We start from the raw sequence: 15054 nt of genomic DNA, 5'->3' as shown, positions 1-15054 counted from the left end.
TCTAAGCGACTAAGCTTCCAGGCAGTAAGCTTGTATACGCGCCCGATCCTGGGCGTCGATGCCGAATTCGGCGAGTAAATACTGTTCGAACGTGCCATGCGCGGACAGAATGGCGTTCATCGAGGCGTCGAGATACCGCTCCTGCAGCGCCATCGTGCGGCGCATCGTCTCGAGCGACGCTTCGTCGAGGTATTGGGCGGCCATGTCGAACATTTGCGCATGGAACTTCTCGAGCGTCACGTTGGATAGCAGGTAGTCTTCCATGATCGTCTCGTACGGCACGCCCAGCGTGAGTAGGATGAGCAGGGCGCCGACGCCCGTGCGATCCCGTCCGCCCGCGCAGTGATGGACGAGCGGCAGGCTCGTTTCCGGCGTGCGCAGCAGCGACATGAGCTGCTTGTAGGAGGCGTTGTTGACCGGCAGGCTGGCGTACAGCCTGTCCAGCATGTTGTCGGAGAACGCCTTGTGCATGCCGCTCTTGAACAACTGCTCCATCGTCACATGCGGCGCGCTCTCGGCGGCTTCGTTGGCGGGCACGCGGATGTAGCGCGCTTCGCCGATGACCGGGTCCGGCTTCTCTGCGGCTTCGGCGCGGTTGCGATAGTCGAATACATGCTTCAGGCCGATGGCGCGAAGCGCCTCGTGGTCGGCTTCCGTCAGGCCGGTCAGCTCGGCGGCGCGGAACAGCAGTCCCTTTTTGACCGTCCGGCCGTCCTCGGTGCGCAGTCCGCCCATATCGCGGAAGTTAAAGGCGCCTTCCAGCGGCAGCAGGCAGGCCGGCATTTGAATCGTCGTCATGATGCGTCTCTCCTCGGTTATCGATGTCGGTAGAGCCGGCTGCCGGCGTTCGTCGTTCGGTGCGATCGCGCTTGCGCCGGCAGCCTGGCGTCGGAAGGAAGTTCAGTGCTGGGCGACGAGCAAGGAGATCGGGAAGCGGAAGTACTCTTCGCCTGAAGTCGGCAGCACGGTCGTCTGGATCGAGAGGCCTTCTTCGGTCACGTCGACGATGTTGAAGCCGCAGAAGTCGACCATCTTGTAGTTCTCCGCATCCGCGAGCTCGCCGGTGAATGCCGTACCTGCGGCTGCGACGTTGACGATGCCGCGGTAGGTGCCGACGTTGTTGGAGTGGACGTGTCCGGCCATGACGCCGATGACGTCGGTACCTTCGATCGCGTCGCCGAGCTGCGCGCGGTTCGCCAGCAGGTGGTCGCCGGGCATGCCTCGAACGCTCATCATCGGATGGTGGATCCCGATGATCGTGCCGCGCGGCGCGGGAGTGGCGAGCTCGTTCTTGAGCCAAGCGAGCTGCGCGGCGTCGAGTTCGCCGTCGTGGCGGCCGGGCACTTGGGAGTTCAGGCCGATCAGGCGCAGGCCGTTAAAGTCGAGCGAGTAGTAGTAGGCTTCTTCCGACGGCGCTTCGCCCAGGTAGCCTTGGCGGAACGCGGAGCGGTGATCGTGGTTGCCGAGCACGACGTGCACGGGCGCGCCGATAAGCGCGGAGCATTCGTCCAGGACCGTTCGGATGTAGGCGTAGTCTGCTGCGTCGCCTTCATGGGACAGGTCGCCGGTGATGAGCACGAAGTCCGGCGCGACGTTCGCGTCGCGGAGGTGGCGGAACGTCTGCTTGACCTTCTCGGCAAGCTGGAACTTGGCGAAGGGGCCCTCGGAGCTCGGGGCGTTCATGTGCGTGTCGGTCAGGTGGACGAATTTCATGCTTTTCATCGTTGGTCAGCCTCCTTGGTTTTTGAAAGGTCATCTTGTATACAAGAATTATTAATCTTGTATGTAAGGAGGGTATAAACGAGCGATCGGAGTTGTGTAAAAGTGCGGACATGCAAAAAAAAGCCCCCGAAACGAGAGGTTTCGCGGCTGGTTCGGCGATGCGGCGGCGCCGGAAAACGGCGGCGCTATACGTTTTTATACTTTGTAGCCGTTTCGGAGCAGCTCTTCGCGCGAGTTTCGCTTGGACGCCTGAATAGCGGCTTTGGCCTCTACGTAGTTGCCTTCGATTAAATGACGGTAAATTTCGGCGTACAGCTTCTTGCCCGTGTATGGACGGTTCGAGCCTTCGGTCGACCGGTAGGCGACGACGACATAAAGGACCTTGTCCTTGTAGCGGTCGAACGTCTCCATGATGCTGCGGTTGCCGATCGTGGAGAGCAGCGTCCGCATGAACATCAGGCCGGATTCGTAATACTCGCGGTGCATCTTGCGTTCGCTGGCCTCGATCAACTGGTCGAGATAGTAACGCAAACGCTCGAAGTCGGGCTCGTACTGATCCTGCTCCATGCGTTCCAGCACGAACAGATAAAGCGCGTTCAACAGGTCGAACATATCGTACAGTTCCTTGACGTCGATGCCTTTGACGAGGATCCCGCGCTTGACCAGCGTTTCCAGGAATCCTTCCTTTTCCAGCTGCATGACGGCGGCCCGGACGGGCGTCCTGCTCATGCCGAGCCCGTTCGCGAGCTCGCTCTCCGAGAGCAGTTGGCCGGGCAGGTACTGACCGCTGAGCAGCCGCTGCCGGAGTTCCTGGTAAGCGACTTCCGCGAGAGGCAGGTCGGACATTGAGGCAATCTCCTTCGAATCGTTACCGATCGTGATATCCATTTAGTATATCTTGTCGATCAGAGGCGGGCAATGCAGCTCCTTGTTAACACGGTTGCGTTCAGAATAGGCCGAATCGTTTCTTGCACACGTTTTTTCGGTCCGCGCGCAGCACTTCGTTGACGCCGGCTGCTTCCAGCTTTTCGAATAACGCCTCCGGACCTTGTTTCAGCTTGAAGTCCATCTCTTCCTTGTACAGCGGCAGCAGGCTGAAAAAATGAACGTCCTGGCCGGGAGCTGCAGTCAACGTAAATAAGTCCTTGGCAGCCGGAGCCGTCGACGGTATCGACAAGATCGCGCCGGCAAGCTTCGTGTTGTCGGCATAAGGCTCGGCGGGATCGCCGTTCGGGATCGTGTGCGCCAGATAGAGCCAGGTGTTATATTCATGCGGAATGCGGGCGATGGTCTTCAACATGCGGACAGGCCAGTAATGGTCTTCGTCCCTGAAGGCGGCTTCGGACAAAGGCCAATTGGCGGGCAGGCACAGCATGAGCTCGGCATGGCGCCAGGATTCGGCTCCTTCGGGCACGTTCATCGGGCGCATGCCCATGCCGCAGGTGACGAGCGTGTAAAAGTTGCGTTGCGGCGTCGGATCGACGACAAGGATGTCGAGATGAACATGCGTTGAGACGATCTCGTGGAAAACGTTGCGCACCGGGCCGATATGGGTCTCGACATGCCGGGTGACGCGTTCAAGATAGGCGCTGTCTTCTTCGGCGTATGTAGGCGGGCTATCCGGGGCTTCGTGCCGATAGACGATGCTGCCGCCGGCGGACATCTCTTCTTTGCGCATAGGAACCTCCAACGTATAATGGATAAATCATGTAAATATATCGGATTTTTGAATCGCAAGCATAATAGACAAAAAGAAGGCGGCCTGAACGATGCTCGACCGATCCGTTCCCTACTTTAACGTCATTATGAAAAGGCGGCCGGGCAGACCGATTCCGGAATGCCCGCTGCCTGCGGGGTATGCGTTAACCCGGTTTAGTCCAGGCAGTGAGTCGCGTTGGGCGGAGATCGAGGCTTCCGTAGGAGAATTCGAGCGCGCGGAAGAGGCGATTCGATACTTTCGGCAAACTTATATGCCAATGCCCGACGAACTTGGGAAGCGATTATTGTTCGTGGAAAACGAGCGGGGCGAAGCGGTCGGTACGATCATGTGCTGGTGGGACTGCACGGCAGGAAGGCGCGATCCTTCTATTCATTGGTTCGCGGTCAAGCGCGAGCATCAGGGAAAAGGTCTGGGGAAGGCGCTGGTGGCGGCTTGCTTGCGGGAAATGATCAGGTTGGAGGGCGATCGGGATATGTACCTGCATACTCAAACTTGGAGCTATAAAGCCGTGCGGCTCTACAACCGGTTCGGATTCGAGATCATGCGCGACGAGACGTTCGGTTCGTACGCCAACGATTACGACCGGGCGATGCCGATCTTGGATGCGCTGCTGAAGCAAGAAGGGGAGTAACAAGCGGGCTGCGTCGCCGCCTGATGTGCTTCCGTATGAAAGCACTTGGCCGGTGAAGGGCGCCGCATCGCTTGATGTGCTGTCGTACGAAAGCACTTTGTCTGGCGAGGGCGGCGCAGCGCGTGGTGTGCATTCGTACGACAGCTCTTAGTAGCCTTGGTATCTTCCTGACGAGAGTGTCAGACAAGACAGCTCGGGCGAACCCTTGCGATCAAAGCCTCGATCCCCCCGCTTGCATCGATCAACTGGCCCGTTACCCAGCGGCTGTCCGAAGATGCGAGGAACGCGGCGATGTCGGCGACGTCCTCGGGCTGTCCCCACCGGCCGAACACCGAGAGCCCGGCCGCGAACGCTTGGCCTTGCGGGTCCTGCAGCGTACCGGCGTTCATGTCGGTGTCGATGATGCCGGGTTGAATCGCGTTGACCCGGATGCCGCGGCTTCCAAGCTCCTGCGCCAAATTCAGCGTGAGCGTATTGATCGCGCCTTTGGACACGCTGTAGCCGAGCAGATTCGGCAGCGGAATCCGCGTCACGGCGGAAGACAGATTAATGATGCTGCCGCCGTCGTTCATGCGCTTCAGCGCTTCCCGGATGACGAGGATCGGCGCCTTGACGTTGATCTCCAGCACCTCGTCCAGCGAAGCCGCCGTCGTTTCCTCGATGCCGAGCTGCTGGCCGATGCCCGCATTATTAACCAAAATATCAAGCTGCGTGCCGGATGCCGGCCCGTCCAATCGGCCGTCCAACGCCTCGAACAAAGCCTCGATGCCCCCGGCGCGGACGAGGTCCGCGCCGATCGCGAAGGCCGAGCCGCCGCCGGACCTAATCTCGCGGACGACCTCCTCCGCGAGCTCCTGCCGACTCCCGTAATGCACCGCTACGGTCGCGCCATCCGCGGCAAGGCGAAGCGCGATCCCGCGTCCGATCCCTCTGCTCGCTCCCGTTACCAATGCGACCTTTCCGTTCAGTCTCGCCATATGGATCAGCTCCTTCTCTTTTTTTACAAGACCAGTTATAGCACGTGGCCGGCTTTGCGATGTTGCGCTTCTATTCGGATGGCCGGACATGCCTTTGGTTGATGACGGAGAAGGCTGATAGAATGGGATAACAGGACAGCAACCTAAAGGGAGGCGACACGAATGAACGAACGAACGCTAGTGGAGATCGTACCGTGGTCCGCGGGCCATCTCGAGCTGCTGCACCGAATGAACGCGCCGGAGATGACCGAGCATCTGGGCGGACCGGAAACGGAGGCGCAGGTCGCGGAGCGCCACGAACGTTATATGCGGATTGCCGAAAAAGGAGCGGGGCGTATGTTCGCCGTTGTTCTGCTCCCGGGGCAGGAGTTGGTCGGAACCGTCGGTTATTGGGACCGGACGTGGCAGGGCGAGCAAGTCTGCGAAATGGGATGGGGCATCCTGCCGGCCTATCAAGGCAAAGGCATCGCCACCGCAGCCGTTGCGCAAGCGATCGAGGCCGTCCGCGCGGAGGGCGCCCGCCGCGAGATCCATGCGTATCCGGGCGCCGGCAATCCCGCGTCGAACGCGGTCTGCCGCAAGCTCGGCTTCGCGCTGATCGGCGAGATCGAATTCGAATATCCGCCGGGCAGCTGGATGCGGTGCAACGATTGGCGGCTGGCGCTCTGAAGATTCCCGCCTAACGGTTCAGTCCCATATATCCGGCCGGCTGATCTGAAGCATGCGCATGTATTGCAGCAATTGACCGGTATGGACCGCGTCGTGATAGGATTTGCGTTCAAGCGCGTCCCCGAGGTAGCGTTGGATCGGACGATGCGGCCAGCGAATCAGGAGCGTCTCGAACGCGCGGACGTCCAGCGATTCCACGTAGGACAGGAACCGGACGTGATGAGCTTCGTTACGCTCGATCTCGTCTTGAATGCTTGCGTAGGGCCGATCCTGCATCGATGTCGTTTCCTCCTCGGTCGGCAGCCTCTGTTCGGTCAGGATCATATGCCAGTAGTAGTCGTGCTCGAGCACATGCCTGATCATCTGGCCTACGGACAGGGCGGTGGCATCGGGTTGCCAGTGAATATACCGATCCGGGATGCTGGAGGCGGCCTTGATAAATCTTCTGCGGGTTTCTTTCAGATCGAGCAAGATGAGAGCTTTGGCGTCCATGTATGTTCCTCCGATAATGGGATCGGCGCTAGCCGGCGTTCGGATTGTATTGTAGTACAACGACATTTCGGTTAGCATCGAAGTATGAATGCATATCACAATATTGTATCCGTGGCTTCGCTGATCGGCGATCCGAGCCGCGCCAAGATGCTGGACGCGTTAATGGGAGGGCAGGCGCTGCCTGCCGGAGAGCTGGCCTATATCGCGGGCGTATCGCCTCAGACGGCCAGCGCGCATCTGTCGAAGCTCGTCAAAGGGAATCTGCTAAAGGTCGAGTCCCAAGGCCGGCACCGCTACTATCGCCTGGCGAACGCGGAGGTGGCGCAGTTCGTGGAAATGCTGGAGGCGCTGTCGCCCTCGCGCCCCGTTAGATCGCTTAGGCAGTCCGAGGAACTCGTCAAAGTGCGCCGCGCCCGTACCTGCTACGACCATCTGGCGGGCCAATTGGGCGTCGCGCTTACGAATGCGTGGCTCGAACGGTCCTATCTATCGATCCTCTCCGACAGGGAATTCGGCGTGACGGACGAAGGCGCCGAACACTTCTTGAGATGGGGGATCGACCTCCGGAGCTCTTCCCCGGGACGGCGCGTATTCGCCAAGCGCTGCCTGGATTGGAGCGAGAGGTACCATCACGTCGGGGGTTATCTGGGGGCCAGGATCGCATCGGCGGCGCTCGCGAACGGCTGGGTCGAACGCATAGATGGGACGAGAGCCTTGCGCGTCACCGAGCGAGGCCGAGACAGCCTTCGGGACATGTACGGCATGGATTGGCAGCCTTAGTGCCGACGGTATCAGGAGGCGAGACCGGCTAAGCCGCATCTTCGGGGGGAGCAGCCTCTTTCCCGGCCAACGCCTCGCGAGAATCGGAGGAAATTTCGAATGAAGCTGAAAATCGCATGCCTTCACGCGCATGAATCGAACATTGCATACATCAACGGGCTTCGCGTACCCACAGGCTTGTCATGGGCCCATTACGTGGATCCGGGTCTGATCGCGCGCACGGCTGCGGATGAATCGTTTACGGAGGAGCATGCGCGAGCGCATGTCGTTCGTCAACTGGAATGGATGGCGAAGGCGGGAGCGGATGCGATCCTGATCACATGCACGAACTATATCGCTTTGCTCGATGAAACGCAGCTGGCAGTCAAGCTGCCGATTCTCAAGATCGACGAGCCGTTTTTCGAGGAAATCTGCGGGCGCGCGGGTCCCCAAGCGCTGTTGTTCACGAACCCGGCGACGGTGGAAGGGACGATGAACCGACTGTACGACTATGCCGAGCGCGGGAATCGCAATCGGCCGCAGATCGAGACCGTCGTGCTGCCGGAGGCGTTCGACCTTATCATGCGCGGGGAAAAGGAGGCGTATCAGGACGTCGTGCAGGCGGAGCTGGACCGGCTTCTGGACGCCGAACCGGCAAGGCCGGTCTCCGTCGCGCAGCTGTCGATGGTCGATGCAGCGGAACAAGCGGAAGCCGCGCGCGGCGTGACGATCGGCCATCCGCTTCGTCCGCTCGCCGGCGCAGTAGAGGCGCTGGCGCGTGAGCTCGGCGTTCGCTAAGCGAGGCCCCCCGGGCGCCAGCGTCTGACTACGCAGACTATTCAATGTAGCGCTAATCAGCGCGTCGCTTTGCGCCGATCCGCCGGCCATCACCCAAAAGAAGCACTCGTCAGCGCCACTTCGCGCAGCGCTGCCCGCTACGACCCGAAGAAGCTCCGGTCAGCGCCACTTCGCGCCGATCCGACTTCCGCCACCTCAAGAAGCAGAGATCCAGATTCGAAGCCTGAGCGGAACGTCGGTCGTTCGGCTGGCGGAGGACGGTCTGCTCGTTCGGCTAGCCATGTCCGAAGCCGGCAATCGGTAAGAAACCCGCGGCGCACAGACATGTTAAACTAGGGAAGAAGACCAGACTCTTTTAAAACGAGGAGAGATCGTCGGTGACTTTCCTAAACCTCAGTCAAGTGCCGGCGGCGACAGCGCAAATGCTCGTGCGCAGGCCGGTAGAAGAAGTATTCGAAGCGTTTGTCGACCCGTCGGTGACGACGCGGTTCTGGTTCACCAAGAGCAGCGGCCGGTTGACGGCGGGTACGCGCGTCCTATGGGAGTGGGAGATGTACGGCGCTGCGGCGCAGGTCGACGTCCAAGCGATCGAGCCGAACCAGCGGATCCAGATCCGTTGGGGCGACGAGACGAGCGGCTTCACCCAAGTGGAGTGGACTTTCAAGAGCCGCGGGGAAAAGGAGACCTTCGTCAGCGTCGTCAACTCGGGCTTCCAGGGCGACGGCGACGCGGTCGTGGCCCAGGCGCTCGATTCGACGGGCGGCTTCAACATGGTGCTCTGCGCGCTGAAGGCGCTGCTGGAGCACGGCATCGAGCTGAACGTCGTCGCCGACAAAGCGCCGGATGCGAACGTGCGGCCTAACGAATAAGCAATACGAATCAGCCCGTCGGGACATTCAGTCCCGGCGGTTTATTCATTTTGGCCGATGCTACCTTTGTCCCTCAATGATTTAGTGGAAAAGCCCGGGTTACGCGGAAAAAGCGCACGACCGAGGCGAATCCGAACTCCCAAGCCTGAGTTACAGGGAAAAACCGCACATCAGCCTCGCTGAACGCCTTCAACAACCAGCAATCTCCAAGACTATATTGACAGTCTGTATATCGCATTATATTATATCGTCATACGATATATTGCCATCCGATATAACTGCGAGGTGGAGGAACATACTTGGATAAATCGAAGCAAATGCTCCCCCCTAACGGAGGCTTTTTTACTACATTCTGGTGACGCTGTGCGCGGAGCCGTCGCACGGATACGGCATGATGCAGGAGGTGAAGCGAATGAGCGGCGGCAGGCTCAAGCTTGGCGCCGGCACGCTGTATACCGCGCTAAATACGCTGCAGGGCAAGGGACTTATCGAGCCGCATCCCGGCGTGGAAGGCGCGGACGCCCGGCGCAAGATGTACGCGATCACGGCGGATGGGCGAGAAGTGCTGGCGGCGGAGGTCGAACGGCTGGCGGAGCTGCTCGCGGCAGGACGACAAGCTTTGAACGGGGGGGGATTAACGATGGCGCGAACGGAGAAAAGATGGCATACCTGGATGAGCTGGGATTACGGGAAAGAAGAGCGCTGGCTGAACGAGATGTCGGCCCGGGGACTGCACCTGACGAAGGGAGGCGCGTTCAGAAGCGAATTCGAGCGCGACGAGACGGTCCGATACGCATACGGTATCGACTATCAAGGCGGCCTCTCGAAAAAAACGGCAAGTTGAACGAGTACATCGAGCTGTACCGGGACATGGGCTGGGAGTACGTGAACTCGTACAGCGGCATCTGGCATTATTTCCGCAGGCCATGGGAGCCGGGCGAGACGCCGACGTCGACGATAATTAACGTGCCGAGCTGTTAAAATGACGGTAAAAAGCGCGGTTGCATGGCGCGACATCAACCTGAGAAGGAGCCGGGACGAAGATGGAGTTTAAGGCGAAGGTCGAGCTGAACGGCAAGACGGCTACGGGGATCGAGGTGCCCGCAGAGGCGGTCGAACAATTGGGCGCGGGCAAAAAACCGGCGGTTTACGCCACGATCGGGAGCTACACGTATCGAAGCACGGTAGCGTCGATGGGCGGCAGGTACATGCTGCCGCTCAGCGCGGAGCATCGCGCCGGGGCGGGCGTCGCCGCGGGGGACGAGGTCGAAGTGTCGCTCCGGCTGGACACGGAACCGCGCGAAGTCCAGGTGCCCGGGGATTTAGCCGCGGCGCTTGCCGGCGCGCCGGAGGCGCGGGCCTTTTTCGAAGGGCTCTCGAATAGCAACAAGAGCCGGATCACGCTCTCGGTCGAAGGCGCGAAGACCGAGGAGACGCGCCGCCGGCGCATCGAAAAGGCGGTGCAGGCGTTGAGCGAAGGCAAAGTCGTATAACTCGGAAAGGGGGCGTCCCGCAAAGCAGCATCGTTGACGGGACGGCCCTCGCTTGCGCTGCATGGCGGATATCCTGCAGCTATTGAGCCGCATGGCCGCGGCTTCTGCCGATTTGATCGAGATATGCCACGGAGACGCGTTCGGCCTCGGTTTTAGGTGCGATCGTTGAAACTGTGCGTAACCGTTGGTACATTTCGATCGTGTTTTTTTAGCGCGTTGTAGCAGCTTTCGAAGCTGTGCGAAGGTATCGTTCCCTTTAGTTGTTCGAGTTCATTAACAGCGTACGTCTCGAGCTTGCGAACTCCTCGCGGGGCATGGCCGTTGCGAATGAGGACCATCGGCCCCAACACGGCATTCCGGATAAAGGTGAGGTGATCGATAAGTTCGAACCATTCGCCTCTCCCTAATTTAGTCGCGCCGTAATGCACCCATACCCAGAAGCGGTCTTCGATCCATTGCGGATCATGGGAATTAAGGCCGGGGTTGGTCTGGCTGAGTATCGTCGCCATCTCGGATCCCCTCTCCCAAAGAATAAGCGGATCCTCGACTCGAGTCTTAAGCTCCTCCGATTGAATAAACTTGAGATCGACATGAAGAGGCGACGGGCCGTATAAACAAATGAGCAAACGGGGTTCCCCGACATGCTCGCCGGTGAAGCCCGCAAGCAAGCGGCCGAGCCCTTCCGCGATCCGAAGCCGCTGTTCCATGATCTCATCTCGATAAGCGCCATCGTAGACGATTATTAAATCCAGGTCACTGTATTCGTCCATCGTTCCGTGCCTCAAGGAACCGCCCGCAAGGAGGCCGATCACTCGCCGATCCCCGCTTGCGTAAGCAATGGCCTGTTCAATGAACCGTTCGTGTACAGGTAACCTCATTTTCATGCACCCCTTAAATGGAAAACCCGGAAAATGGGCATTATTGTAAAAAAACATGCGAGATAAACATCGTCAATTTATAAATGGCCGTTCAAGATCTCCGATACCGCGCCGGCGTCGTCCCCGTCGCCTGCCGGAACGCTCGGCAGAAGTGAGCGCTCGAGGAGAAGTGAAGCCGCTCCGCGATCTGCTCCACTGACAGCGCGGTATCCTGCAGCAGCGCCTTCGCCTGGCGGATGTGCAGCGAACGAATATAAGCCTGCGGCGGCATGCCGTACACCTTTTTGAAGCAGTCGCAAAGATAGGAACGGTGAACGCCCAGCCGGTCGGCGAGCTCGCCGATCCGAAGCGGCGCGGGGAACTGCGATTCCATCCGATAGGCGGCCTCGCGGGCCAGGTTGGATTGGGCGGGCTGCACATGGCGCGCCGGCCGGCGCTCGGCCTCCCGCACGATCGTCTCCCCCGAGGATGCCGATGAATTCGAGCAGCCGCGCTTGCAGACGGAGATAGAACAGCGCCTGTCTAGCGTCTTCTGCGCCGGCGACCGAACGCGCGGCCCGCTTGCCTGGCAGCGAATCGCCATATTCGGCCAGGAAGCGGTCGATCCAATTCGGGATGTGCCGGTCCGGGTCCACGCCGAAGCCCGGTCTCAGATGCGGCCGGTCCAGCAGCAGGAACGCGGCGTTCACGCGGTCCGATTCCAGGTGGAAATGAAAGACGAAATATTCGCAGTCGCCCGGCAACGGCTCGGTCCGGTGATACAATCCGGGCAAAATGACGGCCGCTTCCCCTGGCTGCAGCATACAGGACTCGCCGTCCACGTGGAGCGGCAGCACGCCCGATACGCAGTATTGGAATTCCAGCACCGTATGCTTGTGATCCGGATACGACCAGCCCGCCTCCGCCGTCACATAGTGGAAGTCCGTGATGCGCACGGCGGTGTACAAGCTTTCCAGGTGAAAACGCTCCTGCACGGCGCCCCCTCTTTTCACTCTACATTCGTGCTATTTGACATAACATTTGTCGGATGATTGTCCGTGCTGTTCATGATACGGTAATTGAAAGCGCTTGAGAAGAGGACGGAAGGATGGGAAACGATGGACCCGCATAACCGAAACAGCCAATATCCGTACCAAAACCCCGATCTGCCGCTCGAAGACCGCGTGAGCGATCTCGTGTCCCGCTTTACGCCGGAGGAAAAGGTCGAGCTGATGATGCAATATCAGGCGGCGGTCCCGAGGCTCGGGGTCGCGCCGTACAAGCACGGCACCGAGGCGGCGCACGGCGTCGCCTGGCTCGGCGAAGCGACGAGCTACCCGCAGCCGATCGGCCTCGCTTGTACGTGGGACGCGGAGCTATTGAAGCGGGTCGGGAGCGCGATCGGCGACGAGGCCAGGGGCTTCTACAAGCGGAATCCGGCCGTGAACGGCCTCACGCTGTGGGCGCCGACCGTCGACATGGAGCGGGATCCGCGCTGGGGACGCACGGAGGAAGCGTATGGCGAGGACCCCGTCCTGGTCGGCAAATTGTCGTCCGCGCTGATCCAGGGCATTCAAGGCGACGATCCCCGCTATTTGAAAGCTGTCGCCTCGCTGAAGCATTTTATCGGCAACAACAACGAAGTCGGCCGCGGCGACGCCTCGGTCAGCATCGACCCGCGCAATATGCGCGAATATTACCTGAAGCCGTTCGAGATTGCCTTCAAGGAAGGCGGCGCCCAGTCGATGATGACCTCGTACAATGCGGTTAACGGCGTGCCGGCGAATCTCAACCCGGACGTCGACCGCATCGTGAAGCAGGAATGGGGCATGGACGGCTTCGTCGTGAGCGACGCCTTCGACGTGACGGGCACGGTGCGGGAGCATCATTACGTGGAAACGTACAAGGAGGCCGTCGCCCGCTCCATTCGCGAAGGCGGCATCGACAGCATCACGGACGACGCCGAGCTGTCGAAGCAGGCGCTTCGCGACGCGCTGTCGGAGGGCCTGATCGCGGAAAACGATCTGGACGTCGCGCTGCGCAATACGTTCCGCGTACGCTTTCGCCTCGGCGAATTCGACCCGCCCGAGCGAAATCCTTACGCGGCGATCGACGAATCGGCCATCCTGCGTCCCGAACATGCCGAGCTCTCCCGCGAAGCCGCCGGGAAGGCCGTCGTGCTGCTCAAAAACGAAGGCGAACTGCTGCCGCTGGCAGCGAACAAGCTTGGCAAGGTCGCCGTCATCGGCCCGCTCGGCGACACCGTCTACCGGGACTGGTACAGCGGTACGCTGCCTTACGCGGTCACGCCGCTGCAAGGCATCCGGGAAAAGCTGGAGGAAGCTGGGGCCGGCGGGCGGGCATCGTTCGTCTCCGGCTCGAACCGGGTGAAGCTGCAGTCGGAACGTACCGGCCGCTTTGTCCGCGCGGGCGCGGACGAACGGGCGGCCTTGGCCGCCGACGCGGAGGATGCTGCGGACGCCGATATTTTCGAGACGACGGACTGGGGCTGGGGCAGCCATACGTTCATCGCGGAGCGCAATGGCCGTTATCTGACGACCGACGACAAGACGGTGCAGGCTTCGGCGACGCAGATCTGGGAGTGGTTCACGAAGGAGACGTTCAACGTCCGTCCGGCCGGAGACGGCGGACCGTGCGCCTTCGCCACCTGGAACGGGACGCCCGTCACGGTGGGGCCGTCCGGCGAACTGCTTGTCGGCGACGGGGAGGCCGAGGAGACGGCCAACGAGATTAACGTGACCGGCGCGACGGACAGCGCGGACGCTGCCGGCTTGCAGGCGTCCGAGTCGGACAGGTTCCGTCTGGACATCGTGACGGACGGCGCGCAGGCGGCAGCCGAAGCCGCGCGCGGCGCCGACGCGGCCATCGTCTTCGTCGGCAATCATCCGCTCATCAACGGCAAGGAAACGATCGACCGGCCCGACATCGCGCTGGCCGCGTCGCAGGAAGCCTTGATCCGCGAAGTGTTCGCGGCCAATCCGAATACGATCGTCGTCGTCGTGGGCAGCTATCCGTTCGCGCTGAACTGGGCGGATGCCAACGTTCCGGCGATCTTGTACACCTCGCATGCCGGGCAAGAGCTGGGCCGCGCGGTCGCGGACGTCCTGTTCGGCGACGTCAATCCGGCCGGCCGGCTGAACATGACGTGGTATGCGGGCGTCGATCAGCTGCCCGACTTCATGGATTACGACGTCATCCGGGGCGGGCGAACGTACCAATACTTCGAGGGCAAGCCGCTGTATCCGTTCGGCTACGGACTGTCGTATACGGACTTCCGCTACGACGATCTGCGGATCTCGGCTGCGGACGCGACCGCAGCGGAGGCGAAGGCGCAGGCCGTCGTCGAGTGCCGCGTGACCAACGCGGGCGCGCGGGCGGGCGAAGAAGTCGTTCAGCTGTACGTTCAAGCCGGCAAGTCGAGAGTCAAGCGTCCGCGCCTGCAGCTGCAGGCGTTCGAGCGGATCGCGCTGGCGGCGGGCGAGACGAAGGCGGTGCGGTTCGTCCTGCCGTTGTCCGCGCTCGCCGTCTGGGACGTCACGCGGGACCGGTTCTGCGTAGAAAGCGGCGACTACGCGATCCTGATCGGCGCGTCGTCAGCGGATCTGAGGCTTACGGGCACGCTCGCGGTGGAGGGAGAGACGATCCCGCCCCGCGATCTGAGGCGGCCGACGCGTGCCGTGAACTACGACGACTATGCAGGCGTCATCGTCGGCGAATGCCGGGAAGGCGGCAGCGCGGCGGTCGCGGCAGGCGGCGCGGGCTGGATCGCGTTCGAGGACGCCGAATTCGGCGACGGCGTCGTCGCGTTCGAGGTGCGGGCGGCATGCGTGGAGGCAGCCGCCGTCGAAGTGAGGCTGCAGCGCCAGGACGGGCCGCTCGCCGGCCGATGCGTGCTGCCGCCCGGCGGCGCGCAGGAATGGCGCAGCTTCTCCTGCGGCGTGACGGGGATTGCCGGCAGGCAGCGGATTTATCTGGTCGTCAGCGGCGGCGCGGCGATCAGCCGGTTTCGGTTTTTCTAACGGCGCACAGGCGAACTAGAGGAGATA

General features: G+C 61.2%; 17 protein-coding genes and 1 pseudogene. 9 read left to right on the top strand and 9 right to left on the bottom strand.

What is annotated here, in order from left to right; genetic code table 11:
- Positions 1-9: 9 nt before the first annotated feature.
- The 4 genes from OMP38_RS31405 to OMP38_RS31390 form a co-directional block, all read right to left on the bottom strand.
- The gene (locus OMP38_RS31405; RefSeq protein WP_277568563.1) at positions 10-798 is read right to left on the bottom strand and encodes a tyrosine-protein phosphatase; all 789 of its coding nucleotides are present in this window, start codon (positions 796-798) and stop codon (positions 10-12) included.
- 102 nt (positions 799-900) lie between these two features.
- Positions 901-1722: a metallophosphoesterase family protein gene (locus tag OMP38_RS31400; RefSeq protein WP_277568562.1), complete on the bottom strand. Its 822-nt coding sequence runs from the start codon at positions 1720-1722 to the stop codon at positions 901-903.
- A 195-nt stretch (positions 1723-1917) separates the two neighbouring features.
- The gene (locus tag OMP38_RS31395; RefSeq protein WP_277568561.1) at positions 1918-2568 is read right to left on the bottom strand and encodes a GntR family transcriptional regulator; all 651 of its coding nucleotides are present in this window, start codon (positions 2566-2568) and stop codon (positions 1918-1920) included.
- Between the two features lie 100 nt (positions 2569-2668).
- Positions 2669-3400 (bottom strand): suppressor of fused domain protein, encoded by a 732-nt coding sequence (locus tag OMP38_RS31390; RefSeq protein WP_277568560.1) that lies wholly within the window; start codon positions 3398-3400, stop codon positions 2669-2671.
- 91 nt (positions 3401-3491) lie between these two features.
- Here OMP38_RS31390 and OMP38_RS31385 point away from each other — a divergent pair, with 91 nt between their 5' ends.
- A complete protein-coding gene (locus OMP38_RS31385) occupies positions 3492-4073 on the top strand; it encodes a GNAT family N-acetyltransferase (RefSeq protein WP_277568559.1) in 582 nt (193 codons plus the stop codon).
- Between the two features lie 179 nt (positions 4074-4252).
- On the opposite strand, the gene OMP38_RS31380 is transcribed toward OMP38_RS31385, so the two are convergent.
- The gene (locus tag OMP38_RS31380) at positions 4253-5050 is read right to left on the bottom strand and encodes an SDR family oxidoreductase (RefSeq protein ID WP_277568558.1); all 798 of its coding nucleotides are present in this window, start codon (positions 5048-5050) and stop codon (positions 4253-4255) included.
- A 162-nt stretch (positions 5051-5212) separates the two neighbouring features.
- On the opposite strand from OMP38_RS31380, the gene OMP38_RS31375 reads away from it, so the two are divergent.
- Complete coding sequence (locus OMP38_RS31375) at positions 5213-5719, top strand: GNAT family N-acetyltransferase (RefSeq protein WP_277568557.1); 507 nt, start codon at positions 5213-5215, stop codon at positions 5717-5719.
- A gap of 18 nt (positions 5720-5737) precedes the next feature.
- Here OMP38_RS31375 and OMP38_RS31370 read toward each other — a convergent pair whose 3' ends face one another.
- Complete coding sequence (locus OMP38_RS31370; RefSeq protein WP_277568556.1) at positions 5738-6211, bottom strand: DinB family protein; 474 nt, start codon at positions 6209-6211, stop codon at positions 5738-5740.
- Between the two features lie 84 nt (positions 6212-6295).
- Between OMP38_RS31370 and OMP38_RS31365 the strand changes: the two genes are divergently transcribed.
- The 6 genes from OMP38_RS31365 to OMP38_RS31340 all read left to right on the top strand — a co-directional run bounded on the left by OMP38_RS31365 (position 6296) and on the right by OMP38_RS31340 (position 10130).
- Positions 6296-6991 (top strand): ArsR/SmtB family transcription factor, encoded by a 696-nt coding sequence (locus tag OMP38_RS31365; RefSeq protein ID WP_277568555.1) that lies wholly within the window; start codon positions 6296-6298, stop codon positions 6989-6991.
- Positions 6992-7090: 99 nt separating this feature from the next.
- Positions 7091-7768, top strand: coding sequence for an aspartate/glutamate racemase family protein (locus tag OMP38_RS31360; RefSeq protein WP_277568554.1), 678 nt, complete (start codon positions 7091-7093; stop codon positions 7766-7768).
- A 422-nt stretch (positions 7769-8190) separates the two neighbouring features.
- Positions 8191-8637, top strand: coding sequence for an SRPBCC family protein (locus OMP38_RS31355; RefSeq protein WP_277569012.1), 447 nt, complete (start codon positions 8191-8193; stop codon positions 8635-8637).
- A gap of 391 nt (positions 8638-9028) precedes the next feature.
- Positions 9029-9481: a helix-turn-helix transcriptional regulator gene (locus OMP38_RS31350; protein WP_420869786.1), complete on the top strand. Its 453-nt coding sequence runs from the start codon at positions 9029-9031 to the stop codon at positions 9479-9481.
- Entirely contained in the window at positions 9478-9618 is a 141-nt protein-coding gene (locus OMP38_RS31345; protein WP_277568552.1) for a DUF2812 domain-containing protein, read from the top strand. Before OMP38_RS31350 ends, OMP38_RS31345 begins: the two co-directional genes overlap by 4 nt.
- 62 nt (positions 9619-9680) lie before the next feature.
- A complete protein-coding gene (locus OMP38_RS31340) occupies positions 9681-10130 on the top strand; it encodes a YdeI/OmpD-associated family protein (protein ID WP_277568551.1) in 450 nt (149 codons plus the stop codon).
- Between the two features lie 152 nt (positions 10131-10282).
- On the opposite strand, the gene OMP38_RS31335 is transcribed toward OMP38_RS31340, so the two are convergent.
- The 3 genes and pseudogenes from OMP38_RS31335 to OMP38_RS36455 form a co-directional block, all read right to left on the bottom strand.
- Positions 10283-11065, bottom strand: a complete 783-nt coding sequence (locus OMP38_RS31335) for a nucleotidyltransferase domain-containing protein (protein ID WP_338130709.1) — start codon at positions 11063-11065, stop codon at positions 10283-10285.
- Positions 11066-11099: 34 nt separating this feature from the next.
- Positions 11100-11381: a helix-turn-helix transcriptional regulator gene (locus OMP38_RS36460; RefSeq protein WP_420869802.1), complete on the bottom strand. Its 282-nt coding sequence runs from the start codon at positions 11379-11381 to the stop codon at positions 11100-11102.
- Positions 11382-11574: 193 nt separating this feature from the next.
- Positions 11575-11919: pseudogene (locus tag OMP38_RS36455) on the bottom strand (cupin domain-containing protein); the annotation flags it as partial.
- Between the two features lie 186 nt (positions 11920-12105).
- Here OMP38_RS36455 and OMP38_RS31325 point away from each other — a divergent pair.
- Complete coding sequence (locus OMP38_RS31325; protein ID WP_277568549.1) at positions 12106-15027, top strand: glycoside hydrolase family 3 protein; 2922 nt, start codon at positions 12106-12108, stop codon at positions 15025-15027.
- The last annotated feature ends 27 nt before the right edge of the window (positions 15028-15054 follow it).

The organism is Cohnella ginsengisoli (assembly GCF_029525555.1).
GTDB lineage: Bacteria > Bacillota > Bacilli > Paenibacillales > Paenibacillaceae > Cohnella > Cohnella ginsengisoli.
This window is presented reverse-complemented; position numbering and strand designations above follow the sequence as displayed.